Consider the following 25995-nt stretch of genomic DNA (forward strand, 5'->3'; position numbering starts at 1 on the left):
CAGGGGCTTACAGCCGCCCCTGCGCCCGTCTCTCCGCCAGGCTCTGGTCAAAGTTCTGCATTCCTGCCTGCTGACCGGTTTGAATGATGCCGGGCAGTTGCCACGTTTTCCCTTCACGAATCAGATTCGCCGCCGCCGCTGTGTTCACCAGCAGTTCATACAACGCGACGCGCCCGCCCTGCAGATCGGGAAGCAGCCTCTGCGCCAGCACCGCCCGCAGGCTGCCGGCCAGCTGGCTACGCACCGGATCTTTCTCCTGCGCCGGGAACGTATCGACCAGCCGTTCAATCGCCTGCGATGCCCCGCGCGTATGCAGCGTCGCCAGCACCAGATGTCCGGTTTCCGCCGCCGTCAGCGCCAGGCGGATCGTTTCGCTGTCGCGCAGCTCCCCCAGCAGAATAACGTCCGGATCCTGGCGTAAGGCGCTGCGCAGCGCTTCAGCAAATGACGGGCTGTGCTGGCCTATCTCCCGCTGCTGGATCAGGCAACGCTCGCTCTGGTAGATAAACTCCACCGGATCTTCAAGCGTGAGGATATGGCCGTCAGCATGGTGGTTGAGAAAATCGACCATCGCCGCCAGCGTAGTGGATTTGCCGCTGCCGGTCGCCCCCGTGACCAGAATCAGCCCGGCGTCATTGGATAACAGTTCCGGGATTACCCGCGGCGCGCCCAGCGAAGCGAGCTGCGGGCAGCTACGCGGCAACAGCCGCAGCGTCACAGAAACACCTCTCATCTGCTTAAAGGCACTGCCGCGCAGGCGCGGGCCTCCCGTTACCGTCGCGGCAAAATCCACCTGCCCCTTTGCCCACCATATCCCCTGCTGCTCATCGTTAAGCCACGCTTTTAATAACGCCCCAACGTCGGGAGGCTGAAAGGGAGCGGGTTCAAGCCGGCCTAATCTGCGCCAGCGCGGTGGCGAATCACTGCACAGGTGTAGATCGGAGACGTTATGCTTTACACTAAGGGCCACAATTTCTTCCACATCCATAGACTACTCCTCGGAAAATGAACGACATTGCGCATAACCTGGCACAGGTCCGGGACAAAATCTCAGCCGCCGCAGCGCGTTGCGGCCGTGCTTCAGAAGAAATTACGCTGCTTGCAGTCAGCAAAACCAAGCCTGCGAGCGCCATCGCAGAAGCTATTGATGCAGGCCAGCGGGCGTTTGGTGAAAACTACGTGCAGGAAGGCGTGGATAAAATTCGCTACTTCCAGGAACAGGGAAATACGGATCTGCAGTGGCACTTTATTGGCCCCCTGCAGTCGAACAAAAGCCGTCTGGTGGCAGAGCACTTCGACTGGTGCCACACCATCGACCGCCTGCGTATCGCTACCCGTCTGAATGACCAGCGTCCGGCAGAAATGCCGGCACTCAACGTGCTTATTCAGGTCAACATCAGCGACGAAAACAGCAAGTCCGGCATTGCGCTGAGCGAGCTGGAGGCGCTGGCCACCGAGGTGGCCGAACTGCCGCGCTTGACCCTGCGCGGGCTGATGGCCATTCCTGCGCCTGAGTCAAGTTATGAAAGGCAGTTTGCCGTGGCACAGCAAATGGCTGTAGCATTTGAGGCGCTTAAAGCGCGCTATAACACGGTAGACACGCTTTCACTGGGCATGTCGGATGATATGGAAGCCGCCATCGCGGCAGGCAGCACTATGGTGCGCATCGGCACGGCAATTTTCGGTGCGCGCGACTACTCAAAATAATAAGGAAACCTGAGGAACGCCATGAAGACGTTGACTTTCCTGCTCTCAACAGTGCTTGAGCTGTATACGATGGCGCTTTTGCTGCGCGTCTGGATGCAGTGGGCCCGCTGTGATTTTTACAATCCGTTCTCGCAGTTTGTCGTGAAAATCACGCAACCTGTTGTCGGACCGCTGCGCCGCATTATCCCGGCGATGGGTCCCATCGACAGTTCGTCTCTGCTGGTGGCGTTTATTCTGAGCGTTATCAAAGCGATCGTGCTGTTTATGGTCATCACCTTCCAGCCGATTATCTGGATTGCTGCGGTCCTGATTTTAATCAAAACCATCGGCCTGCTGATTTTCTGGGTGCTGCTGGTCATGGCCATCATGAGCTGGGTGAGCCAGGGGCGTAGCCCGGTGGAGTATGCGCTGATCCAACTGGCCGAACCGCTGCTGCGCCCGATTCGCAGCCTGCTGCCTTCGATGGGCGGTATTGATTTCTCGCCGATGATCCTGGTTCTGCTGCTTTACGTGGTTAATATGGGGATCGCTGAGCTGTTACAGTCCACGGGCGATATGCTGCTGCCGGGGCTGTGGATGGCGCTATGAGTGCCGTAAGCACCTGCGCTGACGGGCTGGTTTTGCGGCTGTATATTCAGCCGAAAGCCAGCCGTGACGGTATTGTCGGGCTGCATGGCGACGAGTTAAAGGTCGCCATCACCGCCCCACCGGTTGACGGCCAGGCGAACGCGCATCTGACCAAATATCTGGCAAAACAGTTTCGCGTCGCCAAAAGCCAGGTCATCATTGAAAAAGGTGAACTTGGGCGACATAAACAGGTAAAAATCCTTAATCCGCAATCTATCCCGACGGAAGTCGCGGCTCTGAAAGAACAGGACTAAACCATGCAGAAAGTTGTTCTCGCGACCGGCAACGCCGGTAAAGTGCGCGAGCTGGCCTCGCTATTAAATGATTTTGGGCTGGACGTGGTCGCCCAGACCGCTCTTGGCGTGGAGTCCGCCGAAGAGACGGGGCTGACGTTTATCGAAAACGCGATCCTGAAAGCACGTCACGCCGCGCAAATTACCGGCCTGCCCGCGATTGCCGACGACTCCGGCCTGGCCGTGGACTTCCTAGGCGGTGCACCGGGGATTTACTCTGCGCGCTATTCCGGCGTTGACGCCACCGACCAGCAGAATCTGGAAAAGCTGCTTGTCGCCCTGAAAGACGTACCGGACGAACAGCGCACCGCACAGTTCCACTGCGTGCTGGTCTATATACGTCACGCGGAAGACCCGACGCCGATTGTCTGCCACGGCAGCTGGCCGGGCGTGATTACTCATGAAGCGGCTGGCAACGGCGGCTTTGGCTACGACCCGATTTTCTTTGTCCCGACCGAGGGCAAAACCGCTGCGGAACTGACCCGCGAAGAGAAAAGCGCGATTTCCCACCGTGGACGCGCGCTGAAACTGTTACTGGAAGCACTGCGTAATGGCTAATTTGCCACCTCTGAGTCTGTATATTCACATCCCGTGGTGCGTGCAGAAATGCCCGTACTGCGATTTCAACTCGCACGCGCTGAAGGGCGAAGTGCCGCACGATGACTACGTTGCGCATCTGCTGGCCGACCTGGACGCCGATGTCGCTTACGCACAGGGACGTGAAGTTAAGACCATTTTCATTGGTGGCGGTACGCCGAGCCTGCTGTCCGGCCCGGCAATGCAGACGCTGCTGGACGGCGTGCGTGCGCGCCTGAACCTGGCGGCAGATGCTGAAATTACGATGGAAGCCAACCCCGGCACCGTTGAGGCCGACCGTTTTGTCGACTATCAGCGCGCGGGGGTGAACCGCATCTCCATCGGTGTGCAGAGCTTTAGCGAACCGAAGCTGAAACGTCTGGGGCGCATTCACGGCCCGGAAGAGGCGAAGCGCGCTGCCAACCTGGCGACCGGGCTTAATCTTCGCAGCTTTAACCTGGATTTGATGCACGGCCTGCCGGATCAGTCGCTGGAAGAGGCGCTGGACGACCTGCGCCAGGCGATCGAACTGAACCCACCGCACCTGTCGTGGTATCAGCTCACCATCGAGCCAAATACGCTGTTTGGCTCGCGCCCGCCGGTGCTGCCGGACGACGACGCGCTGTGGGATATCTTCGAGCAGGGTCACAGGCTGCTAACCGCTGCGGGCTATCAGCAGTATGAAACGTCCGCGTATGCGAAGCCGGGCTATCAGTGCCAGCACAACCTGAACTACTGGCGCTTTGGCGACTATCTGGGAATTGGCTGCGGCGCGCACGGCAAGGTGACCTTCCCGGACGGGCGCATTCTGCGCACCGCCAAAACCCGCCATCCGCGCGGATACATGGAAGGCCGCTACCTGGAACGTCAGCACGACGTTGAGGCGGCGGATAAACCGTTTGAGTTCTTCATGAACCGCTTCCGTCTGCTGGAAGCCGCGCCGCGCGCGGAATTTGCGCGTTACACCGGGCTGCCGGAGTCGGTGATTCGCCCGCAGATCGACGAGGCGCTGGCGCAGGGGTATCTCACGGAATGTGAGGAATACTGGCAGATCACCGAGCACGGCAAGCTGTTCTTAAATTCCCTTCTTGAGCTGTTCCTCGCCGAATAATCCTGAAGGCTGATTCAGGATTTTGCATCCCGCTCTGCCGGCTGAGGGAAAGGCTGGCAGAGTGTGGGGATGGAAAAATCAAAACAACTCCGCAAACAAATGACGCCCGAAGAATTACGCCTCTGGTATTTGCTCAGGGGTCGTCGCTTCTTTGGGTATAAGTTTCGTCGGCAGAAGCCTGTTGGTCCGTACATCGTGGATTTCGCCTGCTTTAAGGCAAAGCTGATCGTTGAGCTGGACGGGGGTCAGCATCAGAATGAAGAGGCGTATGACTTACGAAGAACAGCATTCTTAAACGCAAACGGCTGGGAAGTTTTGCGGTTCTGGAATCATGAATTCAGGGCTAATGAGGAGGAGGTGTTGATAGCTATTCTGCAACGACTGCAATGCCTGATGCCCTCACCCTAACCCTCTCCCACAGGGAGAGGGAACGATTACACACTCTCCCATGGGGAGAGGGCCGGGGTGAGGGGCCCAGCGCGCAGAGATCTTACTTAAGCGTCCCCACCAGCGCCTTCCGGCTATCTTCCAGCGACACCACGCGTTTACACACGTCTTTGCCGAACTGCTGGAAATCATCTTCCTGGTTCTTCCACTCGTTCTGAATGGAGGTCTGCAAGCCGCCCAGGCTGCCCAGCACGCCCTGCAGCGGATTACCGCCGCCCTTCAGCACGGCTTTGGCGCCCATCTCGTTGATGCTGTCCTGCAGGATGCCGCCCATCGCCTGATTCACCAGCTGCTGCCCGTCAGCGCGGACCTGATCGATCGCCTTGTAGTGGAACGTCAGGCCGTCGGAGCGCGTCTCGATAATGCGGTTCATCTGCTCTTTAAGCTGCTTGTCCAGCTTCGTCAGGCGGGTGCGCATGTTGCTGCTCTCACCCACTTCTTTAGTAATGATCTTATCCAGCGCGACGCGGCTTTTCTCAACGCGGGTCAGCGCGCCGTCGTTAATCCACGGCAGTGCGGTACGCAGCTCAGCCTGGTAATCCTTCGCCTGCTCGCGCTGCGCGGCAGTCAGGTTTTGCGGCTTGCCGTTAAACGTCACGTTACCATCCGGCGTAATCACCAGATTGCCGTTCTCGCCTTTGACCTGCACGGTTTGCGGGCTTAACACCACGTCATCACGCGGGGTGACGCTACATTGATAATCCGCATGGGCGGTGAATCCGGTTGCCATCAAAGCAACAGCCAGCAACGTTTTGCGCATCTTAAACACTCCCTCAGACAAAATGGGCCAGCTAATGCTGGCCCCTTACTGCTTTATTAGTCCCACCAAACGTCGAAAAGTTCGCTGACGCGGACATCTTCGAGCTTGTGGTCTTCAAGCCATTTACGTACCAGGGCCTGATGTTCTTCAGTGCATTTACCCACTTCCTGGGTGCAGATCAGACCTTCCCAGGCCAGGTAGCCGCTACCGTCGAAGGCCAGCTTGTTTGGCTCAATCACGTCATTGATGAACGCATCCACGTCCTGATCGATCTGTTCTACACTGGTGCCTTCCGGGAAACGCCACGCAACGGAGAAGCCCACTTCCTGGAATTCTTCGATGTGCATCTTTTTACGCAGACGACGGCTACGATTCTTTGCCATTATTTCACCCTCTCGAACATTAAGTCCCATACACCGTGACCAAGACGATGGCCACGCTGTTCAAATTTCGTTACCGGACGCGATTCCGGACGCGGTACATAGTCGTTACTCTCAGACTGGTTTTTATACCCGTCCAGCGACGACATCACCTCCAGCATATGTTCCGCATACGGTTCCCAGTCGGTCGCCATATGGAAGACACCGCCCAGCTTCAGCTTACTTTTCACCAGCTCGGCAAACGGCGCCTGAACGATACGGCGTTTATTATGACGTGCTTTGTGCCACGGGTCAGGGAAAAAGAGCTGAACCATGGTTAAAGAATTGTCAGGAATCATTTTATGCAGCACTTCCACCGCGTCGTGACACATCACGCGCAGGTTCTCAACGCCCTCTTCATGGGCCGTTGCCAGGCATGCACCCACGCCCGGGGAGTGGACTTCGATACCGAGGAAGTTCTGCTCCGGTCGCGCTTTCGCCATGGCCACCAGCGAGGTGCCCATACCAAACCCGATCTCCAGCGTGACGGGTGCTTCGCGGCCGAACAGTTCGGTAAAGTCCAGAGGCTGCTCGCTGAACTCAACGCCCATCACCGGCCAGTAGTTGTCCAGCGCATGTTGCTGCCCTTTTGTCAGGCGGCCCTGACGGCGGACAAAGCTGCGAATACGGCGCAGCGGGCGACCGTTTTCATCAAATTCCGGTGAAATGACGTCGTTTTTCATAAAAGAGTTGTCTGCTTGTGAGAATGTTCGGGAAACGGGCATTATCCAAAGTTAAGGCTTCTATGCAAGCATGGGAAAGATCCGGTTTACAGCAGATTGACGCTGTGCTGCAATCTGCGTCCCTGATTATGCGAATCGATGACCATGCAAGCCTCTCAATTTTCAGCCCAGGTGCTGGACTGGTACGACAAATACGGGCGTAAAACCCTGCCCTGGCAAATTGAAAAAACGCCTTACAAAGTATGGCTCTCCGAGGTGATGTTGCAACAAACGCAGGTCGCCACGGTGATCCCTTACTTCGAGCGTTTTATGGCGCGCTTCCCGACGGTGGCCGATCTGGCAAACGCGCCATTAGACGAAGTGCTGCACCTGTGGACAGGCCTGGGCTATTACGCCCGCGCGCGTAATCTTCACAAGGCCGCACAGCAGGTTGCCACGCGCCATAACGGGACATTCCCGGAAACCTTCGATGAGGTGGCCGATCTCCCCGGCGTCGGACGTTCAACCGCAGGCGCCATTCTCTCCCTGTCTTTAGGGAAGCATTTCCCGATCCTCGACGGCAACGTGAAGCGCGTGCTGGCACGCTGCTATGCCGTCGACGGCTGGCCGGGGAAGAAGGACGTCGAAAAACGCCTTTGGGAAATAAGTGAAGCGGTCACCCCGGCCAACGGCGTCGAGCGTTTCAACCAGGCGATGATGGATCTCGGAGCGTTGGTCTGCACGCGCTCAAAACCGAAATGCGAACTCTGCCCGGTGAATAATCTCTGCGTGGCGTATGCCAACCATTCATGGGCGCAATATCCGGGTAAGAAACCCAAACAGACGCTGCCGGAGCGCACCGGCTATATGCTGCTGATGCAGCACGGCGACGAGGTCTTCCTCGCCCAGCGTCCACCGAGCGGTCTGTGGGGTGGTCTATACTGCTTCCCACAGTTTGAAGATGAAGATTTGCTGCGTGAATGGCTTAAACAGCGCGGGATTGCTGCCGATAACCTGACGCAGCTGACCGCGTTTCGCCATACGTTCAGCCATTTCCACCTGGATATTGTACCCATGTGGCTTCCCGTGTCGTCATTTGCCTCGTGCATGGATGAAGGCACCGCTCTCTGGTATAACTTAGCGCAACCGCCATCAGTCGGACTGGCGGCTCCCGTGGAGCGCCTGTTACAGCAATTACGTGCCGGTGCAATGGTTTAGCATCGACAAGAAAAAGAGGAATGAGTATGGCCAGAACGATTTTTTGTACTTTCCTGCAGCGTGACGCTGAAGGCCAGGATTTCCAGCTTTATCCGGGCGACCTGGGTAAACGCATCTACAATGAAATCTCCAAAGAAGCCTGGGGACAGTGGCAGAAAAAGCAGACCATGCTGATCAACGAGAAAAAACTCAGCATGATGAACCCGGAACACCGCAAGCTGCTGGAGCAGGAGATGGTGAGCTTCCTGTTCGAAGGTAAAGACGTGCACATCGAAGGCTATACGCCACCGGAAAAATAACAGCGTGCGGGGGGAACCCCGCCGTTAAAGCAAACACAACACGCACTCCCGGAATGATGAAAAAACTTTTAGCGCTAGCCCTTGTTGCGCCGTTGCTTGTCTCGTGTTCGTCAAAAAAAGGCGAAGATTACAACGAAGCCTGGATCAAGGACACCAACGGTTTTGACATTTTGATGGGGCAGTTTGCCCACAACATCGAGAACATATGGGGATTTAACGAAGTTCTTATTGCCGGACCTAAGGACTACGTTAAGTACACCGACGCCTATCAGACCCGTAGCCACATCAACTTTGATGAGGGTACGATCACGATTGAGACCATCGCAGGCACCGACCCTGCGGCACGACTGCGTCAGGCGATCGTCAAAACCCTGCTGATGGGTGACGATCCGGGTTCTATCGATCTCTACTCCGATGCCGACGATATCACTATCTCGAAAGAGCCGTTCCTGTACGGCCAGGTTGTCGATCAGACCGGCCAGCCGATCCGCTGGGAAGGTCGCGCCACGAAATTTGCCGACTACCTGCTGCAGACGCGCCTGAAAAGCCGCTCTAACGGCCTGAAGATTATCTACAGCGTCACCATCAACCTCGTCCCGAACCACCTCGACAAGCGTGCGCATAAGTACATTGGGATGGTGCGTCAGGCCTCGCGCAAGTACGGCGTGGATGAGTCGCTGATCCTGGCGATTATGCAGACCGAATCCTCGTTCAACCCGTACGCGGTGAGCCGTTCCGACGCCCTGGGGCTGATGCAGGTTGTGCAGCACAGCGCCGGTAAAGACGTCTTCCGCGCGCAGGGGAAATCCGGCACGCCGAGCCGCAGCTATCTGTTCGATCCGCAGAGCAACATTGATACCGGCACGGCCTACCTGGCGATGCTGAACAATGTGTACCTGGGCGGAATTGATAACCCAACGTCGCGCCGCTATGCGGTGATCACCGCCTATAACGGCGGCGCGGGCAGCGTGCTGCGCGTCTTCTCGAATGACAAAGTGCAGGCCGCGAACATCATCAACAGCATGGCGCCGGGGGATGTCTACTCTACCCTCACCACTCGTCACCCGTCTGCGGAATCCCGTCGCTATCTGTATAAGGTGAATACGGCGCAGAAGAACTACCGTCGCCGGTGATCGGCACACCTTCTCCCCTCTGGGAGAAGGTGTTCTGTTTCCCCTCTCCCTGTGGGAGAGGGTCAGGGTGAGGGCATCAGGCCGCACCTATCCAACCCCACCCATACGAAAATGTTATTTGCATCACAATCCAAACTGCAAATTAATGTGGATTGCATTTTTTTGCGGGAGGTAACAAAACATATTGTTGCCAACTGATAGAATTGCATCAAATAACAACCCTGAATGTTCCCAAAACAACATATCTCCCGCTCACTTGTGAGGAAAGTAACATGAACCTTAAGCTGCAGCTTAAAATATTGTCGTTTCTGCAGTTCTGCCTGTGGGGTAGCTGGCTGACCACACTCGGCTCCTATATGTTTGTGACGCTCAAGTTCGACGGTGCGTCAATCGGTGCCGTATACAGCTCGCTCGGTATTGCGGCTGTCTTCATGCCAACGCTGCTGGGCATCGTGGCGGATAAATGGTTGAGTGCGAAATGGCTGTACATGCTTTGCCATCTGGTGGGCGCGGGGACGCTGTTTATGGCAGCCCAGGTGACCACGCCGGGGGCGATGTTCATGGTGATCCTGCTTAACTCGCTGGCCTATATGCCAACGCTTGGCCTGATCAACACCATCTCCTACTACCGCCTGAAATCCGCGGATTTGGATATCGTGACCGATTTCCCGCCAATCCGTATCTGGGGTACCATCGGCTTTATCATGGCGATGTGGGGCGTGAGCTTCGCAGGCTTCGAACTGAGCCATATGCAGCTCTATATCGGTGCGGCGCTTTCCGTGGTGCTGGCGATCTTCACCCTAACGCTGCCAACCATTCCGGTTTCTAACCAGCAGAAAAACCAGAGCTGGAGCACCATGCTCGGCCTGGACGCGTTCGCGCTGTTTAAAAACAAACGCATGGCGATCTTCTTTATCTTCTCCATGCTGCTGGGCGCAGAGCTGCAGATCACCAACATGTTCGGCAACACCTTCCTGCACAGCTTCGATAACAACCCGCTGTTCTCCGGCAGCTTTATCGTTGAACATGCGTCGGTGATGATGTCCATCTCTCAGATCTCTGAGACGCTGTTCATCCTGACCATCCCGTTCTTCCTGAGCCGCTACGGCATCAAAAACGTCATGCTGATCAGTATCGCGGCATGGATGTTGCGCTTCGGCCTGTTCGCCTACGGTGACCCGAGCGCGTTTGGTACCGTGCTGCTGGTGCTGTCGATGATTGTTTACGGCTGCGCCTTCGACTTCTTCAACATCTCTGGTTCGGTGTTTGTGGAAAAAGAGGTGAAGCCTGAAATCCGCGCCAGCGCGCAGGGTATGTTCCTGATGATGACCAACGGCTTCGGCTGTATTCTGGGCGGCGTGGTAAGCGGTAAAGTCGTTGAGATGTACACCACCAACGGCATCACCAACTGGCAGCCTGTGTGGCTGATCTTCGCGGCGTACTCGCTGGTGCTGTTCTTCGCGTTCATCGCGCTGTTCAAGTACAAGCACGTGCGCGAGCCGCACGGTGCGCAGCCGATAGCGCATTGATTGTTGTGCCCGGTGGCGCTGCGCTTACCGGGCCTACAAAACCAGACCGTAGGCCGGGTAAGGCGAAGCCGCCACCCGGCTATTTTATTGCAGAGAGCACCCACCCCACTGACAGTAAATCCGCGCTGCCGCCCGGGCTCAGGTTCCGTTCAATCAATGCCTTATCCATCTTAAGCAGCGCCTCGCGATCCCAGCCGTTGGCCAGTAATTCCCGCGCGTAGCCCTGAACGTAGCGCAGCCCTTCAATGCCGCCGCGCGAGACGAGATTACTGTCCTGATTGACCGCCATCAGGCGCAACAGCATGCCGTGAAGCGGCTGTCCGCTCCACTGCGCCAGCACCCTACGCGCCGTCGCAAAGCCGCTTTCCGCCTCTCCGCGCGCGCCGGTTAAGCCGTACAGCTGAAACTGCCGCTCGCCCGCCGTCGCCTGTCCGCTGCGCGCGGCCAGTTCCCGCGACACCAGCCCGCTGCAGATGTTACTCACCTCACAACAGAGGCTGTCTGCGGAGATATTTTTCACACGTCCGGCAGCGAAGCACAGTAAACCCAGGGCAAAAATCCCGCCCTTGTGGGTGTTCACTCCGTTCGTCGCGGCGTACATCGCCTGCTCGCAGGCCATCCCCATCGGGCGGATAATGCGAAGCTGTGCGTCAGCGGGTTTATCTGCATGCGCGTTACCGAGTTCGGCAAAGCGCGAAAACCACGGGGTAATCGCCGCAATGCTGCGGACGAACAGCGCGTGGTCCATATCGCGATGGGAACCGTTATTGAGCTTGTCCACCAGCCCCGGCTTGGGCGTCAGCTCCAGCTCCTGCCATAGCGCCGCCTCCGCAAGCGCGGGCACGTCAACCGGGCGCGGTTTAGTCGCGAGCAAACCAGTCATCGATCGTCTTCTCCACGCGGGAAACCACCTGCTCAAGGGGGTGATTGCGCGAACGGGAACAGGCATGAGCGGGTTCGTCGCAGATCAGGCAGCGTCTGAGATTCGCCCCCAGCGACTGACGCCCGACGTGGCCGTGCTGAGGGCAGATCACGTCCAGATCCCACAGCCTGCCGAGCGGGTGCGTCTGCTCCAGCTCCGCACAGTGCGCTTTGATTTCCACCGCGGGATGGGCCACGCACCACAGGGCTTCTGGCCCGGTCGGGAGCCACAGCACCTGACGGTCCAGCACCTGCCAGCGGTTTTCCCACAGCAGCTGGTCGCACATTTGCAGCGCCACGCCCATGGTATTGCGATAGCGCAGGCTGTCTTTGATTTCCCCTGGCGTGACCAGCGTGAGGGAAATCACCGGTTGTTGATAGTGCTCAAGCATGTCAGCCTGGCGCGCTGCGCGGCGCTCTTTCGCCGCCAGCAGTTCGTCCAGGCTGACACCCGCCCGCACGGGTGTCGCTATTGTCATAACTACTCCTTTACCTGTCGCACGGTGTCGATCACGCTGCCGTCGCGGTAGCGGATCACCCCGACGATTTTGTCGGTAAATTCAATCGGTTTCGGTACGCCCGTCAGGGAAATCGCCCGCTCGTAAAGCGCGCTGATATCCACAACTTTGAGCCCGGCTTCCAGCAGGCGCTCGCGGATCTCCGGGCGCGCCGGGTTGACCGCAATGCCGTGGTCGGTGACCAGCACGTCGATGCTCTCACCCGGCGTGAGGCGCGTGGTGACGCGCTTCACTACCGTCGGAATACGGCTACGCAGCAGCGGCGCGACGACGATGGTCAGGTTTGCCGCGGCGGCCACGTCGCAGTGTCCGCCGGACGCGCCGCGCATCACGCCGTCGGAGCCGGTGATAACGTTGACGTTAAAATCGACGTCGATCTCGAGAGCGCTGAGGATCACCACGTCGAGCTGGTCGCAGCTTGCAGCCTTGCTGCCGGGGTTGGCGTAAACGTTGGTGGAGATCTCCACGTGGTTCGGGTTGCGCGCCAGCGAGGCCGCCGCCTGGCCGTCAAAGCACTGGGTATCGAGCAGCTTTTCGATGAGTCCCTTCTCGTGTAAATCCACCAGGCTGCCGGTGATGCCGCCGAGCGCAAAGCGCGCCTTCACGCCGCTGCGCTCCATCTTCTCTTCCATAAAGCGCGTGCAGGCGGTCGCCGCCGCGCCGGAGCCCGTCTGCATCGAGAAGCCCGGTTTGAAGTAGCCGGAGTGTTCAATCACGTCCGCCGCATAGCGGGCGATCATCAGCTCGCGCGGGTTGCTGGTGACGCGCGCCGCGCCGACGCTGATTTTCGCCGGGTCGCCCACGCTTTCAACCTGCACGATGTAATCCACCTGGTCCTGCACCAGGCTGGCGGGCATATTGGGGAACGGCACCAGTTCTTCGGTCAGCAGCACTACCTTACGGGCAAAGTGCGCGTCCACCATCGCGTAGCCCAGGGACCCGCAGCACGATTTACCGTGCGTGCCGTTGGCGTTGCCAAACTCATCGCTGCACGGCACGCCGAGAAACGCTACGTCGATATTCAGCTCGCCGTCCTGAAGCAGCTTCACGCGCCCGCCGTGGGAATGAATTTGCACCGGCTCGTCCATCAGCCCGTGGGAGATGGCATCCGCCAGCCTGCCGCGCATGCCCGAGGTGTAAATCCGGGTGATGACGCCGCTTTCAATATGCTCGATCAGTGCGTCGTTACAGGTCATCAGCGAGCTGGAGGCCAGCGTCAGGTTTTTGAAGCCCATTCGCGCCAGCAGCGCCACGACGGTGTTGATCACCCGGTCGCCTTCGCGAAACGCGTGGTGGAAGGAGATGGTCATCCCGTCCTGCAGGCCGCAACGCTTAACCGCCTCTTCAACAGAGGCGCAGAGCTTGCGGCTGTGCTTCGCGTCGCTGTCCGCCAGCCACGGCGTGGCGCTGTGGGCGGTATCAAAGGGTTTTAAGTCCCGCAGATGGGGGAAGTTCACGTGAAGAAGTTCTGTCTGATTCATTATTTTATCCTTACCGACGCACGCCGGAGGCCGCCGCGCGCTCCAGCACCACCTGCGCGTGGTTAATAATCGGTGCATCCACCATTTTGCCGTTGAGCGACACCACGCCCAGGCCGTTACGCTCACCCTCTTCTGCCGCCTCAATCACCCTTTTGGCGTGATCCACCTCTTCCTGAGTCGGGGCGTAGGCGTTGTGCAGCAGATCAATCTGGCGCGGGTTAATCAGCGATTTGCCGTTAAAGCCCATCTTGCGGATCAGATCGACCTCGCGCAGGAACCCTGCCTCGTCGTTAACGTCTGACCACACCACGTCGAAGGCGTCGATGCCCGCCGCGCGGGCGGCGTGCAGCACGGCACAGCGGGCGTAGAACAGCTCGGTGCCGTCGCCGCGCTCGGTCTGCATGTCCATCACGTAGTCAAAGGCGGCCAGCGCAATCCCGATGAGGCGCACAGAGCTGCGGGCAATCGCCACGGCGTTGATGACCCCAATGGCCGATTCAATCGCCGCCATCACGCGGGTGGAGCCAACCTCGCGGCCGCACTCGCGTTCGATACGCTCGAGGTGGCCTTCCAGCTCGTATATATCGTCCGGCGTGTCGGTTTTCGGCAGGCGGATCACGTCCACGCCGGCCCGCACCGCGGCTTCCAGATCCAGCAGGCCAAACGGCGTGCTGAGCGGGTTAATACGCACTACGGTTTCGATATCCTGATACATCGGGTGCTGCAGGGCGTGGAACACCAGCATGCGCGCGGTATCCTTCTCGCGCAGGGCGACGGCGTCCTCAAGGTCAAACATGATGGAGTCGGGACGGTAGATAAAGGCGGTGGAAAGCATGGCGGCGTTAGCGCCCGGCAGGAACAGCATGCTGCGGCGGAGTTTGCTCATTTCAGCGCCCCCCAGTTGATGGCCTGTTCATCGGCGGCACGCATCAGCGCGCTTTGCAGGCGGGCGCGGATCACACAGTCCAGCGCCCCTTTGTCTTCAATAATGATTAATCCCTGGTGCACGTTCATGGCGCGCAACGTGTCGTTGACCACCTGGCGAATCTGCTCGCCAAACTGCTTAATCACTTCACTGTGGATGACTATCTCCAGCTCGCCGTGAGCGGGAGCGATTTTCACCATCAGGTCGCTGGACTCCTGCGTTCCGGCCAGCGCCTCCCTTACAATTTTCATGATAAATTCCTGGTAGTTAAGCGACTTCCGCACTCGCACGGTAATGCGTTTCGAGATGCGCGAAGGTGGAGTCCGGGACAATCTCCCGGATCCGGGAAAACTGCTGTGTCTTCAGTAAGCGGCGCACTTCGGACGCTGAAATAGCGTTGCCGGTGGCCTTGATGCGCGGCATTTCCACCACCTCGATATGCGAGGCCAGCAGGTCGTGCAGCGTCTGGTTGTACTGGCGGGTGATATCGCAGAACGGCTCCGAGCCGATGAAGCGGTGCGTAATGCCGAGCGCCGGGGCGATGAAGTCCCGGAAGATCAGCACGTCGATCTCGCTCCACGCCTGCTGCACTTTACCGGTCTCCTTCAGGAAGTAGGCAGGGAAGGTGGCGCGGGAGATGATGTACTGCGAGCCTTCATGCACCAACACGTTCGGCAGATGCGCCACGCCCGCGCGCACCATCTCGAGGCGCGCGCTGAACGGGAAGAACGAGGCGTCTTCACGCACCACGAACAGGTGCAGGGCATCGCACCGCTGCGCCGCCTGCTCCACCAGATGGCGGTGGCCGAGGGTGAACGGATTGGCGTTCATCACTATCGCGCCAACGTTCTCCCCGCACTTGCGCTTCGCGCGCAGGGAACGGCAGTAGCGTTCGATCCCCTGTGGGGTGTTCTCCATCAGCACCGCGTTGTTTCCGCTCTGGGCAATCGGCCAGAAGCCGCTGCGGGCAAAGCGCTCCCGGTTGCACGGACGGGTGCAGAGGAAGAGGTGAAAATGGCCGCACTCCAGCGCCGCATTTTCCACCTCTGCCAGCAGCCGCGCGCTGAGGTTCTCGCCGCGAAGCTGCTCGTTGACCGCCACGCATTTGATGACGTTGGCAGCAAGCCCTGCGCAACCCACCAGCTGCGAGCCGGACCAGGCTTCGACAAACAGCGTGATGTCGTTGTCCAGGCCAAGGCCGCTGTCTGCCAGCAGGTAGCGGATCTGGCTTAAGCGTTCCGGGTGTTTCGCCACGACGGTGTGGCGAAAATCGATGGGTTGACTGTTCATGCCGTCTTTCTTAATGTGCTGCCGCAAGCCCGACGGCTGGCGCTTCCACGATCACGTTGCTCAGATGACCGATATGCTCGATCTCCACCTCAATGCGATCCCCTTCCTTCATAAACAGCGGCGGATTGCGCTTTTTACCCACTCCGCCCGGGGATCCGGTGATGATCACATCGCCCGGGCTGAGGCGGGTGAAGGTGCTGATGTACTCGATCAGCTCCGCAACCTTGTGGATCATGCTGCTGGTGTTGTCTTCCTGCACCATGCGGCCGTTCAGCCAGGTGCGGATCGCAAGCTGGTGCGGGTCCGGGATCTCGTCCGCCGTCGCCATCCACGGCCCAAACGCGCCGGTCTGACGCCAGTTTTTACCGGCGGTAAACCAGGTGTGCTGCCAGTCGCGGGCGGAGCCGTCCATGTAGCAGCTGTAGCCAGCCACGTGGCGCAGGGCGTCATCGCGGCTGATGTTCTCCCCGCCTTTACCGATGATCACCGCCAGCTCGCCTTCATAGTCGAATTCACTTGAATGGCGCGGCTTCAGCACCGGCTCGTTGTGGCCTGTCTGTGAATCCGGGAAGCGGACAAACAGCGTCGGGGCCGGGTTATGCTGGTCAAACTCCTTGCGCTTGTCGGCATAGTTCATGCCCACGCAGAGGATCTTTTCCGGCTGCTCAATCACCGGTAAGAAGGTGATGGCGCTCATCGGCACGTCCACGGCATCGTTCAGGTAACGGGTGGCCTGCGCCAGCCCGTTGCCCTGCAGCAGCGCTTTAAGGTCGCTGTAGCGGTCGCCGAGACGGCGGCCTAAATCAATCACGCCGTCGGCCTGGACGATGCCGTAGCTGCGTTTTCCCTGGTATAAAAAGCTTGCGAGTTTCATTGTTCTTTCCTGAAAACTTAAACGAGGAAGTTGCCCAGAATCAGCAGTGAGACAGAGACGTTAATCGCCCCGCCGATACGGGTAGCAATCTGGGCGAACGGCATCAGGCTCATACGGTTGCCTGCGGTCAGGATCGCCACGTCGCCGGTACCGCCCTGGCCGCTCTGGCAGCAGGAGACGATGGCGACATCAATCGGGTGCATACCAATCTTTTTGCCGACGAAGAAGCCGGTTGCCACCAGTGCGGAAACGGTGCTGACAATCACCAGCAGGTTGCTGACGGTGAACGCCGCCACCAGTTCATGCCAAGGGGTGATAGCTACGCCGACGGCGAAGAGGATTGGGTAGGTCACGGAGGTCTGGAAGAATTTGTACACCACCTGAGAGCCTTCCAGCAGGCGCGGAGAGGCGCCGTTGCAGAGTTTCACCAGGACCGCCATAAACAGCATGCCGACCGGTGCGGGCAGGCCAATCAGCTTGTGGCCGAGCATGCCCAGCATGTAGAGCAGCACCGCCAGCAGCGCGCCGGAGGCGATAGTGGTGACGTCCGCTTTGCCGGAAAACGCAGGCTGAGAGACGGTGGCATCGGCATTCGCGCGGTTAGGCATCAGCTGACCTTCACCGGTCAGGTGCGGGAAGCGTTTACCGAGCTGGTTCAGGCAGCCGGAGATGATGATTGCCGTCAGACCGCCGAGCATTACCATTGGCAGCACGCGGCCGAGCGCCACGCCCTGGTCCATGTGCAGCAGGGTGGCATAGCCGATGGAAAGCGGGATCGCCCCTTCCCCGACGCCGCCCGCCATAATCGGCAGAATGATAAAGAAGAAGATCTGGAACGGCTCAAGACCCAGCGCCAGGCCAACGCCCATCCCCACCAGCATGCCGACAACTTCACCGCACAGCATCGGGAAGAAGATGCGCAGGAAACCCTGAATCAGCACCGTGCGGTTCATGCTCATGATGCTGCCGACGATAATGCAGCAGATGTAGAGATAGAGAATGTTGGTGGATTTGTAGAACTTGGTGGTGGACTCGACCACCACGTCCGGCAGCAGGCCATAGTAAACCAGCGCGGAAGGGATAAAGGTGGCGCAAATCGCCGCCGCGCCGAGCTTGCCGACAATCGGCAGGCGTTTGCCAAACTCGCCGCAGGCAAAGCCGAAGAAGGCCAGCGTTGCCACCATGACCACGATATCGCTCGGCAGTTTTCCGCCCAGGCAATCAATCGCAATCAGTGCGCCCGCCAGAACGAACAGCGGCAGAGGAATAATCCCAACTTTCCAGGTATCCATAATATGCCACCAGCGCTCTTTGAGCGAAGGCCGCTGAATTTCAATCGGGTCGTGGGTAACAGAGAAAGAATCGTCAGTTGTGCTCATAATAAGCCCCTTGGTTATTTTGTGCGTTCAGCTTAGAGTCACAAAGGCTTACTTTATGTGAGGGATGGCATATTAAAAGCGAAGTTTTAATGGCAGCTATGGTTTTAATGGTTTCTTTTATTTAATGTGATTTACACCTTATTTATTGCCGTGGTTTTTATGGTTTCTTTTCCGAATTGAACAAACAAATAACATTTTTTCGGGAAGCCCGAAGAACGTTCGCCTTCAGGATAACTCTTTTACAGCGCCCGCTGTGCAAGGGATCACAAGTTTTCGGCAAAGCGGGCGTCAGCGCGAAAAAAGATGATATATTGGCGATCTTTGCTGCTACCTCGCGTGATAGTTATGAAAGTTTCTTTCCAGATTAAGCTGTTTATTTCGCTGGTTGCCTTTTTCTCGGTGCTTTTCGCGCTGCTGGGCGGATATTATTATGCCGACGTCGGGAAACAGCTTTATCAGGAAATGAGTACGCGTGCCAAAATACAGGCTGAAGAGATTGCGCTTATTCCGACATTGCGTAATGAAGTTGAACAAAAGAATATCAGCGCCATCCATGATTTTATGCAGAAGATTTCTGCGCACAGTGACGCCAGCTTTATTGTGATTGGTGATAATAAGGGGCAGCATCTTTTTCACTCCGTCTTTGCCGACAGAGTGGGCACAACCCTGGTTGGCGGAGACAATGAAGCCGTATTGCAGGGTAAAAGCACCACCACCATTCGCAAAGGCGGGCTGGGCATTTCGCTGCGCAGTAAAGCCCCCATCTTCAACGCCGCCGGACAGGTAGTCGGCATTGTTTCAGTAGGCTATCTGACCAGCTACCTTGATACCATTACCGTCAGCAAAGTGGTTAATATCCTGATTGCCGCCGTGCTGCTGCTGATCGCTCTCTTTATCTTCTCCTGGTTCTTTACCCGCAGCATCAAGAAGCAGATCTTCTCCCTTGAGCCGCGCGAGATCGGCCTGCTGGTGCGCCAGCAGAAGGCGATGATGGAATCTATTTATGAAGGGGTGATTGCCATTGACGATCGGCGGCGGATTGAAGTCATCAACCAGGCGGCGCGCAAGCTACTGGGCCTGAGCCAGCCGGCCCGCGAGCTGCGCGGACAGCTGATAAGCCAGGTGATCGATCCGGTCCCGTTCTTCGACACGCAGACGATGCTGGCGAAAGATACCCATGACGAGATTTGTCGTTTTAACGATCTCACGGTGATTGCCAGCCGGGTGCACATCATGCTTGAGGGGTCGCTGCAGGGCTGGGTGATCACCTTCCGCGATCGCAACGAGATCGACTCGCTGAGCGCCCAGCTCAGCCAGGTAAAACGCTATGTCGATAACCTGCGCATCATGCGCCACGAGCAGTTAAACAGGATGACCACCCTCTCCGGCCTGCTGCATATGGGCCGCTATGAGGAAGCCATTGGCTACATTCAGGCGCAGTCGGAACATGCCCAGGAGCTGCTGGACTTTATCTCTTCGCGCTTCAGTTCCCCGACCCTGTGCGGCCTGCTGCTGGGGAAAGCCGCCCGCGCGCGGGAGAAAGGCGTCGAGCTGTGTTTCGACCCGGGCTGTCGGCTGGACAGACCGTTCCTGCCCCTTGGTGAGCAAGAGCTGATTTCGATTATTGGCAACCTGCTGGATAACGCCATCGAAGCAACACAGCGGTCGCCGCTTCCCCACGCGCCGGTAGAAGTGCTGATCAAACTCAGCGAACAGGAGCTGATTATTGAAGTGGCCGACCAGGGCGTTGGCATTACACCGGCGATCCGTGACCGAATCTTTGAACGCGGCATCACCACCAAAACGCGCGGCGATCATGGGATTGGCCTGTATCTGATCGAAAGCTACGTCACACAGGCTGGCGGCGCGATAGAAGTTGCCGATAATACCCCGCGCGGCGCCATTTTCTCCTTGTTTATCCCGGCCACGGGAACCGCCCGGCAACTGGAAGACACCGACTATGCAACATGAACTTATCGACGTACTGATTGTTGAAGACGAGAACGAACTGGCGCAACTGCACGCGGAGCTGATAGGCAAACACCCGCGTCTGAGGCTGGTGGGCATTGCCTCGTCGCTGGCTGCGGCCCAGGCAGAGCTTGAAAGCAAACAGCCGCAGCTGATGCTGCTGGATAACTACCTGCCGGACGGCAAAGGTATCTCGCTTATCAATAACCCCATGCTGGCCCGCGCCAACTGCTCGGTGATTTTTATTACTGCCGCCAGCGATATGGACACCTGCAGCCAGGCGATTCGCAACGGCGCGTTCGACTACATCCTCAAACCCGTCTCCTGGAAGCGGCTCAGCCAGTCGCTGGAGCGGTTCGTGCAGTTTGCCGAACAGCAGCGCGTGTGGAAGATTGTCGACCAGCAGAACGTGGATTCGCTGTATCAGCTCCAGGCGAAAAACTACCGCCTGGACAACGGCAGTAAAGGCATTGAGGAAAATACGCTGGCGCGGGTGCAGACGCTGTTCAACGATAAGGCAACGCACTGCTTTACCGTAGATGAGGTGGTGAGCGAAACGGGATTAAGCAAAACCACCACCCGGCGCTATCTGGAGCACTGCGTGGAGGCGGGCTTTCTGACGGTGGAGATGCTGTACGGCAAGATTGGGCATCCGAGGAGGATGTACAAGCGTAGTGCGGTTTGATGAAACGTTCCCCCTCACCCCGGCCCTCTCCCCAAAGGGGCGAGGGTGAAAAGACGGCCCCGTACAATCCCCTCTCCCCTTTGGGGAGAGGGTTAGGGTGAGGGGGGGCTACCTTAATACATACCCATACAGCCGCTTAATCCCGTCGGCATCCTTCTCGCTGTAAACCCCCTGCAGCTCCGGCGAGAAGCCCGGCAGCAGGTTGATGCCCTCCTCCAGCGCGAGGAAGTAACGCTGTACCGCCCCGCCCCAGACCTCACCCGGCACCACGCACAGCACGCCCGGCGGATAGGGCAGCGCCCCTTCGGCAGCAATGCGCCCTGCGGCATCACGTATGCGAACCAGCTCCACGTCACCGCGAATATAGGCCCGGTTCGCATCCTGCGGGTTCATCACCACCTCAGGCAGGCTCTCCTTGCGGAACATCGCCTTCTGCAGATCCTTCACGTCAAAGCTGACGTAGAGATCGTGCATCTCCTGGCACAGCTGGCGAAGGGTATAATCCCGGTAGCGCACCGGGTATTTCTGGAAGATCGTCGGCAGCACGTCCGCCAGCGGCGTGTCGTCTTCAATATGCTGTTCGAACTGGCCCAGCATCGCCACCAGCTGCGCCAGCTTCTCGCTGCTTTCGGCAGGCGTCAGCAGGAACAGGATCGAATTGAGGTCGCATTTCTCCGGCACGATGCCATTTTCGCGCAGGTAGTGCGCCAGAATCGTCGCCGGGATCCCGAAATCCGTGTACTCCCCGGTTTCGGCATCGATACCCGGCGTGGTCAGCAGGAGCTTGCACGGGTCGACAAAGTACTGCTCGCGGGCATAGCCCTCAAAGCCGTGCCATTTGGCCCCCGGCTCAAAGCTGAAGAAGCGCAGCTCGCTGGCGATGGCGTTCGTCGGATGATCCTGCCACGGCCGCCCCGCCACCACCGGTGGGATAAACGGTTTGATCATATGGCAATTCGCAATGATCGCCTTGCGCGCCTCAATCCCCAGCTCGACGCACTCCGCCCACAGCCTGCGTCCGCTTTCACCTTCGTGGATCTTGGCATTCACATCCAGCGCTGCGAACAGCGGATAAAACGGGCTGGTGGAGGCATGCAGCATAAACGCGTTGTTCAGCCGCTTGTGCGGGCAGAAGCGCGCCTGCCCGCGAATGTGGTTATCCTTTTTATGGATCTGCGACGTTTGCGAGAACCCGGCCTGCTGTTTATGCACCGACTGGGTCACGAAAATTCCCGGATCGTTCTCGTTCAATTCCAGCAAGAGCGGGGACGTTTCCGCCATCATCGGAATAAACTGCTCGTAACCCACCCATGCGGAGTCAAAGAGGATGTAGTCGCAGAGATGACCGATCTTGTCGATCACCTGGCGGGCGTTGTAGATCGTCCCGTCGTAGGTGCCAAGCTGAATGATTGCCAGGCGGAACGGGCGCGCCTCGTCGGCCTTCTCCGGCGCCGCCTCGCGGATAAGATCCCGCAGATAGGCATCGTCAAAGCAGTGGTCGTCAATCCCGCCAATAAAGCCAAACGGGTTACGCGCGGCCTCAAGATAAACCGGCGTGGCGCCCGCCTGGATCAGCGCTCCGTGGTGGTTAGATTTATGGTTATTGCGGTCGAACAGCACCAGGTCGCCGCGTGTCAGCAGCGCGTTGGTCACCACCTTGTTGGCCGCTGACGTGCCGTTCAACACAAAGTAGGTTTTGTCCGCGTTGAACACTTTCGCCGCGAACTTTTGCGCGTGCTTGGCGGACCCTTCGTGGATCAGCAGATCGCCCAGCTTCACGTCGGCGTTGCACATATCGGCGCTAAACAAGTTCTCACCGAAGAAATCATAGAACTGTCGCCCTGCCGGGTGTTTTTTGAAAAATGCCCCGTGCTGGTGGCCCGGACAGGCGAAAGTGCTGTTGCCCATCTCCACATACTGGCTCAGGGTGTCGAAAAAAGGCGGCAGCAGATTCTCTTCGTAACGGCTGGCAGCGCTCTCCAGTTCCAGAAACTCCTGAGCTTTACCCGAGATGACCGCGGTGGCGCCGTCGGGTACGTCCGTTGGCTCCTGCGAGAAAATAAACACCGGTAAATGAAAGCCCGTGCGTTTCAGCAGTGCAAGAATGCCGCTGCGACTTTCAGCTGTTGTGATGACGACGGCCGCCACATCGGTAAAATCAGTGCTGTCCAGCGTCACCTTTTCGCGGTGCGTAGACACAGTGGAGAGCAGCTCGCGGCTGACGGCAATTTTCATGGTTTTCATAGGCGCAGTTACCCTCACCGGGCGGTGAGACAGGGAGGAGAAAATTCGCGCAATAATGTCACCTTTTATTTTGAGGTGCAAGAAGGAATCAGTATGCACGAAATCAACCAAAGCTAAGGCCCGCGCAGCCCTGCCGTGCCATAATAATGCAATATCAATGATTAAATAACAGGAGTTAACTTTGGTTATCGGGCCATTTATTAACGCAGGCGCCGTATTGCTGGGCGGCGTACTCGGCGCCGTGCTGAGCCAGCGGTTGCCGGAGCGTATTCGCACCTCCATGCCCTCGATATTCGGCCTGGCATCGTTAGGGATCGGTATTCTTCTCGTGATCAAATGCGCCAACCTGCCGGTGATGGTGCTGGCCACCCTGCTCGGCGCGCTGATTGGCGAATTTTGCTATCTGGAAAAAGGCATTAACAGCGCGGTGAGTAAAGCCAAAAACCTGATTGCCCGACCGGGCGGCAAGGCGAAACACGGTACGCACGAGTCGTTTATTCAAAACTATGTCGCCATCATCATTCTGTTTTGCGCCAGCGGCACCGGGATTTTCGGTTCGATGCAGGAAGGGATGACGGGCGACCCAGGCATATTGATTGCGAAAGCGTTTCTTGATTTCTTCACCGCCACCATTTTCGCCACTACCCTTGGCGTCGCCGTGGCGGCGATTTGCGTCCCGATGCTGCTTATTCAGCTCGCGCTTGCCACCTGCGCCACGTTGATTCTCCCGCTCACCACGCCGGCAATGATGGCAGACTTTACCGCCGTCGGCGGCCTGCTGCTGTTGGCGACCGGGCTGCGCATCTGTGGGATTAAGATGTTTGCCGTGGTGAACATGCTGCCCGCACTGCTGCTCGCCATGCCGCTCTCCGCGCTCTGGACGCACTTTTTCGCTTAAGGATGCGGCGAAATGGTGAGAGATTGCGCAGTCTGTAACGAAAACAACATTTTTCGTTGACGCCACGGGGCAGATCGGGTTTAATGCGCCCCGTTGCCCGGATAGCTCAGTCGGTAGAGCAGGGGATTGAAAATCCCCGTGTCCTTGGTTCGATTCCGAGTCCGGGCACCACTATTTAGAAAACCCAGCCTATGGCTGGGTTTTTGCTATATGGCTACAGCCGATTTCTGAGCGCTGATAAGCGTGGCTTTAATGCAGGCACGCTTACGCTAATAGCCCGGTAAGTTAATACAGGCGGTGGCTCTTTTTTATCACTTAATTTTGCCGGATAAATTGCTGACCTGATTTGAAAGGTTGTCGTTGCTCCGCTTCATGTCATCAAGGCTTTTTTGCAATCGCTCGATCTTACTCTCCTGCTCAGAATTCTTTCTCTCAAGCTGTAAAACCTTCTGAGTTAGCTCATCGACTTTGCGGTTGTCGGACTTCATCTTACTCAGGCTATTCTGCATCTCCTGTAGATCCGACTCCCTGAAATCAGAAGGCTCGATTTCATCTGCATCAGAAATTACCGGGATATATCCTCCATTAGCGCTGCTGGGTTTGATACTAACCTGAACTTTATTTAGCCCCGCAGAGTGCGCGTAACCTATTGAAGAAAAATAAAAAAAGGAAACAACACACAGACCAGACAGATATTTATTCATTTCTAACGTCCTTTTAAATTTTTCAATCACTTCCAGGAGTCTCCTTCTGGTATCACCCGCTCAGGATAAAACACATGGCTTAGCCTCTGGCAGTTCATAAACGGGGTTGAAGAGCAGAAGATACTATTCGTTTTTCATTATAATACGCGTTTCCTCTCCCCCAAAATCCAACCGCCACCCGATCATTTTCTGCCACCTAACATCCGCCGGTAGATAGCGGTTTGTACTGCCGATCGCGGAATTTTTTTCTGAGCCGAAACTGAAACCAAAACAGCTCCGGTTCAAAATAATGGTCCATCACAAAGTTGCTGTACTCAATTCCGTACCGGGGGAAAAGGTCAAGCAGCATGTCCTCAAGATCTTCAGGTATGAGATTGAAATGCTCCTGGAAGGTCCATTCTTTCTTTGCCGGAGATTTACGGTCACTGTAATTCTCAGTGAGGTAATCTAACAATTCTTGCTCATCATGTAGCATCAGAAAAATTTCCAACCAGACTCTTCAACCGTGTCCATTACAACGTCCTTTCTCTCGTTTTGAGCCAGAGTAAATCCATAGCTAAAACAAGGATGTCGTCACCGTCCAGTTTTCTCAAAACTCAGAATACCGCCCTCAAGTCAGTTCTATGCTTTTGGTTTCTCCCCACCCCAGGGATCGTTCCCACCTGCGTCCAGCAGTTTGTTTTTAAAGATAAACAAACACGCCTCGTTGAAGTTCTCCGCCCCCAGGCGTTCCGAGAGCGCCGTTCGTTTGCGATAGAGGCTTTTCACCGACGTATTCAGCTCATCGGCGATGGCTTCCATCGGCATCCCTGCCCGCAGCAACCGCAGCATGATCGCTTCGTGCGTGCTAAGCCGTAAGTTAAGCAGCCACTTCGTGGTCAGGCGCCTGCCCTTCATATTGAGCACCAGGTTAAATAACGACGCCATATCCGGCGCGGTCAGCGACGTGTTCATAAATAACTTCATACTGAGCAGATTCTCCTCGCGGTGTCGCATATCGAGCATAACGCAGCAGATTGTTTTTTTCGTTCTGGCCGGATGGCGTATCAGGTAATCATATAAACGGAGCGGAGAACGACTATCAATCAATACAGAATATTCATCTGCACCGTTATCAAATATGTTTCTGTCAATCGAGTCGAGCAGGATAATATCCGGGAAAAATATCCTCATCCCCCTGACAAGGTAGCGATCCTGAGTCACTAAAACAATTGAAGTTGCCACTAACCATCCCTTTTAGATTAAAGCAAGCACGATCCCTCGCAAAGAAGGCCGCCTTCGTTTTATAGCGCTGTTATATTAACGATAAATGTATTCTGGCTTTGGA

The 25995-nt window shown here is 57.2% G+C and carries 29 protein-coding genes and 1 tRNA gene; 14 read left to right on the forward strand and 16 right to left on the reverse strand.

The features are described from left to right. Positions 1-7: 7 nt before the first annotated feature. Positions 8-988, reverse strand: coding sequence for a type IV pilus twitching motility protein PilT (locus HB664_RS22065; RefSeq protein WP_219940216.1), 981 nt, complete (start codon positions 986-988; stop codon positions 8-10). A 17-nt stretch (positions 989-1005) separates the two neighbouring features. On the opposite strand from HB664_RS22065, the gene HB664_RS22070 reads away from it, so the two are divergent. The 6 genes from HB664_RS22070 (at position 1006) to HB664_RS22095 (ending at position 4722) form a co-directional block, all read left to right on the forward strand. Next, the gene (locus tag HB664_RS22070; RefSeq protein WP_058841911.1) at positions 1006-1707 is read left to right on the forward strand and encodes a YggS family pyridoxal phosphate-dependent enzyme; all 702 of its coding nucleotides are present in this window, start codon (positions 1006-1008) and stop codon (positions 1705-1707) included. Between the two features lie 21 nt (positions 1708-1728). Next, complete coding sequence (locus tag HB664_RS22075) at positions 1729-2295, forward strand: YggT family protein (protein ID WP_033146608.1); 567 nt, start codon at positions 1729-1731, stop codon at positions 2293-2295. After that, positions 2292-2588, forward strand: a complete 297-nt coding sequence (gene yggU / locus HB664_RS22080; RefSeq protein WP_023309131.1) for a DUF167 family protein YggU — start codon at positions 2292-2294, stop codon at positions 2586-2588. Before HB664_RS22075 ends, yggU begins: the two co-directional genes overlap by 4 nt. A 3-nt stretch (positions 2589-2591) precedes the next feature. Further along, the gene (locus tag HB664_RS22085) at positions 2592-3185 is read left to right on the forward strand and encodes an XTP/dITP diphosphatase (RefSeq protein ID WP_219940217.1); all 594 of its coding nucleotides are present in this window, start codon (positions 2592-2594) and stop codon (positions 3183-3185) included. Beyond that, a complete protein-coding gene (hemW, locus tag HB664_RS22090; protein ID WP_219940218.1) occupies positions 3178-4314 on the forward strand; it encodes a radical SAM family heme chaperone HemW in 1137 nt (378 codons plus the stop codon). Before HB664_RS22085 ends, hemW begins: the two co-directional genes overlap by 8 nt. A 69-nt stretch (positions 4315-4383) precedes the next feature. Then, a complete protein-coding gene (locus HB664_RS22095) occupies positions 4384-4722 on the forward strand; it encodes an endonuclease domain-containing protein (protein WP_219940219.1) in 339 nt (112 codons plus the stop codon). A gap of 82 nt (positions 4723-4804) precedes the next feature. On the opposite strand, the gene HB664_RS22100 is transcribed toward HB664_RS22095, so the two are convergent. From HB664_RS22100 to trmB, 3 genes are read right to left on the reverse strand one after another with little or no spacing between them, the layout of a single operon-like run. Then, positions 4805-5521 (reverse strand): DUF2884 domain-containing protein, encoded by a 717-nt coding sequence (locus tag HB664_RS22100; protein WP_058841913.1) that lies wholly within the window; start codon positions 5519-5521, stop codon positions 4805-4807. 56 nt (positions 5522-5577) lie between these two features. After that, complete coding sequence (locus tag HB664_RS22105; protein ID WP_014885198.1) at positions 5578-5904, reverse strand: YggL family protein; 327 nt, start codon at positions 5902-5904, stop codon at positions 5578-5580. Then, positions 5904-6623, reverse strand: a complete 720-nt coding sequence (gene trmB, locus HB664_RS22110) for a tRNA (guanosine(46)-N7)-methyltransferase TrmB (RefSeq protein ID WP_033146613.1) — start codon at positions 6621-6623, stop codon at positions 5904-5906. Before trmB ends, HB664_RS22105 begins: the two co-directional genes overlap by 1 nt. Positions 6624-6761: 138 nt before the next feature. On the opposite strand from trmB, the gene mutY reads away from it, so the two are divergent. From mutY to HB664_RS22130, 4 genes are all read left to right on the forward strand, one after another. Beyond that, positions 6762-7820 carry an A/G-specific adenine glycosylase gene (gene mutY, locus HB664_RS22115; RefSeq protein WP_048977245.1) on the forward strand — a complete coding sequence of 353 codons (1059 nt, stop codon included), beginning with the start codon at positions 6762-6764 and terminating at the stop codon, positions 7818-7820. Between the two features lie 26 nt (positions 7821-7846). Further along, entirely contained in the window at positions 7847-8119 is a 273-nt protein-coding gene (locus HB664_RS22120) for an oxidative damage protection protein (protein WP_023309138.1), read from the forward strand. Between the two features lie 56 nt (positions 8120-8175). Continuing rightward, the gene (mltC, locus tag HB664_RS22125) at positions 8176-9252 is read left to right on the forward strand and encodes a membrane-bound lytic murein transglycosylase MltC (RefSeq protein WP_033146615.1); all 1077 of its coding nucleotides are present in this window, start codon (positions 8176-8178) and stop codon (positions 9250-9252) included. Between the two features lie 272 nt (positions 9253-9524). Next, positions 9525-10781, forward strand: coding sequence for a nucleoside permease (locus tag HB664_RS22130; RefSeq protein ID WP_029740744.1), 1257 nt, complete (start codon positions 9525-9527; stop codon positions 10779-10781). 79 nt (positions 10782-10860) lie between these two features. Here HB664_RS22130 and citG read toward each other — a convergent pair whose 3' ends face one another. The 8 genes from citG to HB664_RS22170 are packed head-to-tail and all read right to left on the reverse strand — an operon-like array spanning position 10861 to position 18169. Further along, on the reverse strand, positions 10861-11664 hold the full coding sequence (citG, locus tag HB664_RS22135; protein WP_143346503.1) for a triphosphoribosyl-dephospho-CoA synthase CitG: 804 nt from the start codon (positions 11662-11664) through the stop codon (positions 10861-10863). Further along, positions 11642-12181 (reverse strand): citrate lyase holo-[acyl-carrier protein] synthase, encoded by a 540-nt coding sequence (gene citX, locus HB664_RS22140; protein WP_087823215.1) that lies wholly within the window; start codon positions 12179-12181, stop codon positions 11642-11644. Before citX ends, citG begins: the two co-directional genes overlap by 23 nt. A gap of 2 nt (positions 12182-12183) precedes the next feature. Continuing rightward, positions 12184-13701, reverse strand: coding sequence for a citrate lyase subunit alpha (gene citF / locus HB664_RS22145; RefSeq protein WP_126785797.1), 1518 nt, complete (start codon positions 13699-13701; stop codon positions 12184-12186). Between the two features lie 10 nt (positions 13702-13711). Next, positions 13712-14587: a citrate (pro-3S)-lyase subunit beta gene (gene citE, locus HB664_RS22150; RefSeq protein ID WP_032640621.1), complete on the reverse strand. Its 876-nt coding sequence runs from the start codon at positions 14585-14587 to the stop codon at positions 13712-13714. Continuing rightward, entirely contained in the window at positions 14584-14877 is a 294-nt protein-coding gene (gene citD, locus HB664_RS22155) for a citrate lyase acyl carrier protein (protein ID WP_008499773.1), read from the reverse strand. Before citD ends, citE begins: the two co-directional genes overlap by 4 nt. 16 nt (positions 14878-14893) lie before the next feature. Beyond that, positions 14894-15916 carry a [citrate (pro-3S)-lyase] ligase gene (gene citC / locus HB664_RS22160; protein ID WP_143346502.1) on the reverse strand — a complete coding sequence of 341 codons (1023 nt, stop codon included), beginning with the start codon at positions 15914-15916 and terminating at the stop codon, positions 14894-14896. 10 nt (positions 15917-15926) lie between these two features. Further along, positions 15927-16790, reverse strand: a complete 864-nt coding sequence (locus tag HB664_RS22165; protein ID WP_045134818.1) for a fumarylacetoacetate hydrolase family protein — start codon at positions 16788-16790, stop codon at positions 15927-15929. Between the two features lie 17 nt (positions 16791-16807). Then, positions 16808-18169, reverse strand: a complete 1362-nt coding sequence (locus HB664_RS22170) for a 2-hydroxycarboxylate transporter family protein (protein ID WP_033146621.1) — start codon at positions 18167-18169, stop codon at positions 16808-16810. A 345-nt stretch (positions 18170-18514) separates the two neighbouring features. Between HB664_RS22170 and HB664_RS22175 the strand changes: the two genes are divergently transcribed. Together HB664_RS22175 and HB664_RS22180 are read left to right on the forward strand one after the other, a co-directional pair. Beyond that, the gene (locus tag HB664_RS22175) at positions 18515-20140 is read left to right on the forward strand and encodes a sensor histidine kinase (protein ID WP_196367035.1); all 1626 of its coding nucleotides are present in this window, start codon (positions 18515-18517) and stop codon (positions 20138-20140) included. Next, a complete protein-coding gene (locus HB664_RS22180; protein WP_023309148.1) occupies positions 20130-20822 on the forward strand; it encodes a response regulator in 693 nt (230 codons plus the stop codon). The genes HB664_RS22175 and HB664_RS22180 overlap by 11 nt, the downstream gene beginning before the upstream one ends. Before the next feature lie 108 nt (positions 20823-20930). Here the strand turns inward: HB664_RS22180 and HB664_RS22185 are convergent, their stop codons facing one another. After that, a complete protein-coding gene (locus HB664_RS22185; protein ID WP_219940220.1) occupies positions 20931-23066 on the reverse strand; it encodes an ornithine decarboxylase in 2136 nt (711 codons plus the stop codon). Positions 23067-23247: 181 nt separating this feature from the next. Here HB664_RS22185 and HB664_RS22190 point away from each other — a divergent pair, with 181 nt between their 5' ends. Further along, entirely contained in the window at positions 23248-23964 is a 717-nt protein-coding gene (locus HB664_RS22190) for a DUF554 domain-containing protein (RefSeq protein WP_219940221.1), read from the forward strand. Between the two features lie 95 nt (positions 23965-24059). Then, positions 24060-24135, forward strand: a tRNA-Phe gene (locus HB664_RS22195). Between the two features lie 140 nt (positions 24136-24275). Here HB664_RS22195 and HB664_RS22200 read toward each other — a convergent pair. The 3 genes from HB664_RS22200 to HB664_RS22210 all read right to left on the reverse strand — a co-directional run bounded on the left by HB664_RS22200 (position 24276) and on the right by HB664_RS22210 (position 25841). After that, positions 24276-24698 (reverse strand): hypothetical protein, encoded by a 423-nt coding sequence (locus HB664_RS22200; RefSeq protein WP_231113502.1) that lies wholly within the window; start codon positions 24696-24698, stop codon positions 24276-24278. 166 nt (positions 24699-24864) lie between these two features. Next, positions 24865-25158, reverse strand: a complete 294-nt coding sequence (locus HB664_RS22205) for a DUF1493 family protein (RefSeq protein WP_231113503.1) — start codon at positions 25156-25158, stop codon at positions 24865-24867. Positions 25159-25289: 131 nt separating this feature from the next. After that, complete coding sequence (locus HB664_RS22210) at positions 25290-25841, reverse strand: helix-turn-helix domain-containing protein (RefSeq protein ID WP_064673297.1); 552 nt, start codon at positions 25839-25841, stop codon at positions 25290-25292. Positions 25842-25995: the final 154 nt, after the last annotated feature.

Origin of the sequence: Enterobacter sp. DNB-S2 (assembly GCF_019443845.1) — a bacterium.
Taxonomy (GTDB): domain Bacteria; phylum Pseudomonadota; class Gammaproteobacteria; order Enterobacterales; family Enterobacteriaceae; genus Enterobacter; species Enterobacter asburiae_B.

What these genes read in the sequence shown, in the direction of transcription:
- HB664_RS22065 (WP_219940216.1), bottom strand. Translation starts at nt 988, where the DNA reads ATGGATGTGGAAGAAATTGTGGCCCTTAGTGTAAAGCATAACGTCTCC.
- HB664_RS22070 (WP_058841911.1), top strand. Translation starts at nt 1,006, where the DNA reads ATGAACGACATTGCGCATAACCTGGCACAGGTCCGGGACAAAATCTCA.
- HB664_RS22075 (WP_033146608.1), top strand. Translation starts at nt 1,729, where the DNA reads ATGAAGACGTTGACTTTCCTGCTCTCAACAGTGCTTGAGCTGTATACG.
- yggU (WP_023309131.1), top strand. Translation starts at nt 2,292, where the DNA reads ATGAGTGCCGTAAGCACCTGCGCTGACGGGCTGGTTTTGCGGCTGTAT.
- HB664_RS22085 (WP_219940217.1), top strand. Translation starts at nt 2,592, where the DNA reads ATGCAGAAAGTTGTTCTCGCGACCGGCAACGCCGGTAAAGTGCGCGAG.
- hemW (WP_219940218.1), top strand. Translation starts at nt 3,178, where the DNA reads ATGGCTAATTTGCCACCTCTGAGTCTGTATATTCACATCCCGTGGTGC.
- HB664_RS22095 (WP_219940219.1), top strand. Translation starts at nt 4,384, where the DNA reads ATGGAAAAATCAAAACAACTCCGCAAACAAATGACGCCCGAAGAATTA.
- HB664_RS22100 (WP_058841913.1), bottom strand. Translation starts at nt 5,521, where the DNA reads ATGCGCAAAACGTTGCTGGCTGTTGCTTTGATGGCAACCGGATTCACC.
- HB664_RS22105 (WP_014885198.1), bottom strand. Translation starts at nt 5,904, where the DNA reads ATGGCAAAGAATCGTAGCCGTCGTCTGCGTAAAAAGATGCACATCGAA.
- trmB (WP_033146613.1), bottom strand. Translation starts at nt 6,623, where the DNA reads ATGAAAAACGACGTCATTTCACCGGAATTTGATGAAAACGGTCGCCCG.
- mutY (WP_048977245.1), top strand. Translation starts at nt 6,762, where the DNA reads ATGACCATGCAAGCCTCTCAATTTTCAGCCCAGGTGCTGGACTGGTAC.
- HB664_RS22120 (WP_023309138.1), top strand. Translation starts at nt 7,847, where the DNA reads ATGGCCAGAACGATTTTTTGTACTTTCCTGCAGCGTGACGCTGAAGGC.
- mltC (WP_033146615.1), top strand. Translation starts at nt 8,176, where the DNA reads ATGAAAAAACTTTTAGCGCTAGCCCTTGTTGCGCCGTTGCTTGTCTCG.
- HB664_RS22130 (WP_029740744.1), top strand. Translation starts at nt 9,525, where the DNA reads ATGAACCTTAAGCTGCAGCTTAAAATATTGTCGTTTCTGCAGTTCTGC.
- citG (WP_143346503.1), bottom strand. Translation starts at nt 11,664, where the DNA reads ATGACTGGTTTGCTCGCGACTAAACCGCGCCCGGTTGACGTGCCCGCG.
- citX (WP_087823215.1), bottom strand. Translation starts at nt 12,181, where the DNA reads ATGACAATAGCGACACCCGTGCGGGCGGGTGTCAGCCTGGACGAACTG.
- citF (WP_126785797.1), bottom strand. Translation starts at nt 13,701, where the DNA reads ATGAATCAGACAGAACTTCTTCACGTGAACTTCCCCCATCTGCGGGAC.
- citE (WP_032640621.1), bottom strand. Translation starts at nt 14,587, where the DNA reads ATGAGCAAACTCCGCCGCAGCATGCTGTTCCTGCCGGGCGCTAACGCC.
- citD (WP_008499773.1), bottom strand. Translation starts at nt 14,877, where the DNA reads ATGAAAATTGTAAGGGAGGCGCTGGCCGGAACGCAGGAGTCCAGCGAC.
- citC (WP_143346502.1), bottom strand. Translation starts at nt 15,916, where the DNA reads ATGAACAGTCAACCCATCGATTTTCGCCACACCGTCGTGGCGAAACAC.
- HB664_RS22165 (WP_045134818.1), bottom strand. Translation starts at nt 16,790, where the DNA reads ATGAAACTCGCAAGCTTTTTATACCAGGGAAAACGCAGCTACGGCATC.
- HB664_RS22170 (WP_033146621.1), bottom strand. Translation starts at nt 18,169, where the DNA reads ATGAGCACAACTGACGATTCTTTCTCTGTTACCCACGACCCGATTGAA.
- HB664_RS22175 (WP_196367035.1), top strand. Translation starts at nt 18,515, where the DNA reads ATGAAAGTTTCTTTCCAGATTAAGCTGTTTATTTCGCTGGTTGCCTTT.
- HB664_RS22180 (WP_023309148.1), top strand. Translation starts at nt 20,130, where the DNA reads ATGCAACATGAACTTATCGACGTACTGATTGTTGAAGACGAGAACGAA.
- HB664_RS22185 (WP_219940220.1), bottom strand. Translation starts at nt 23,066, where the DNA reads ATGAAAACCATGAAAATTGCCGTCAGCCGCGAGCTGCTCTCCACTGTG.
- HB664_RS22210 (WP_064673297.1), bottom strand. Translation starts at nt 25,841, where the DNA reads ATGAGGATATTTTTCCCGGATATTATCCTGCTCGACTCGATTGACAGA.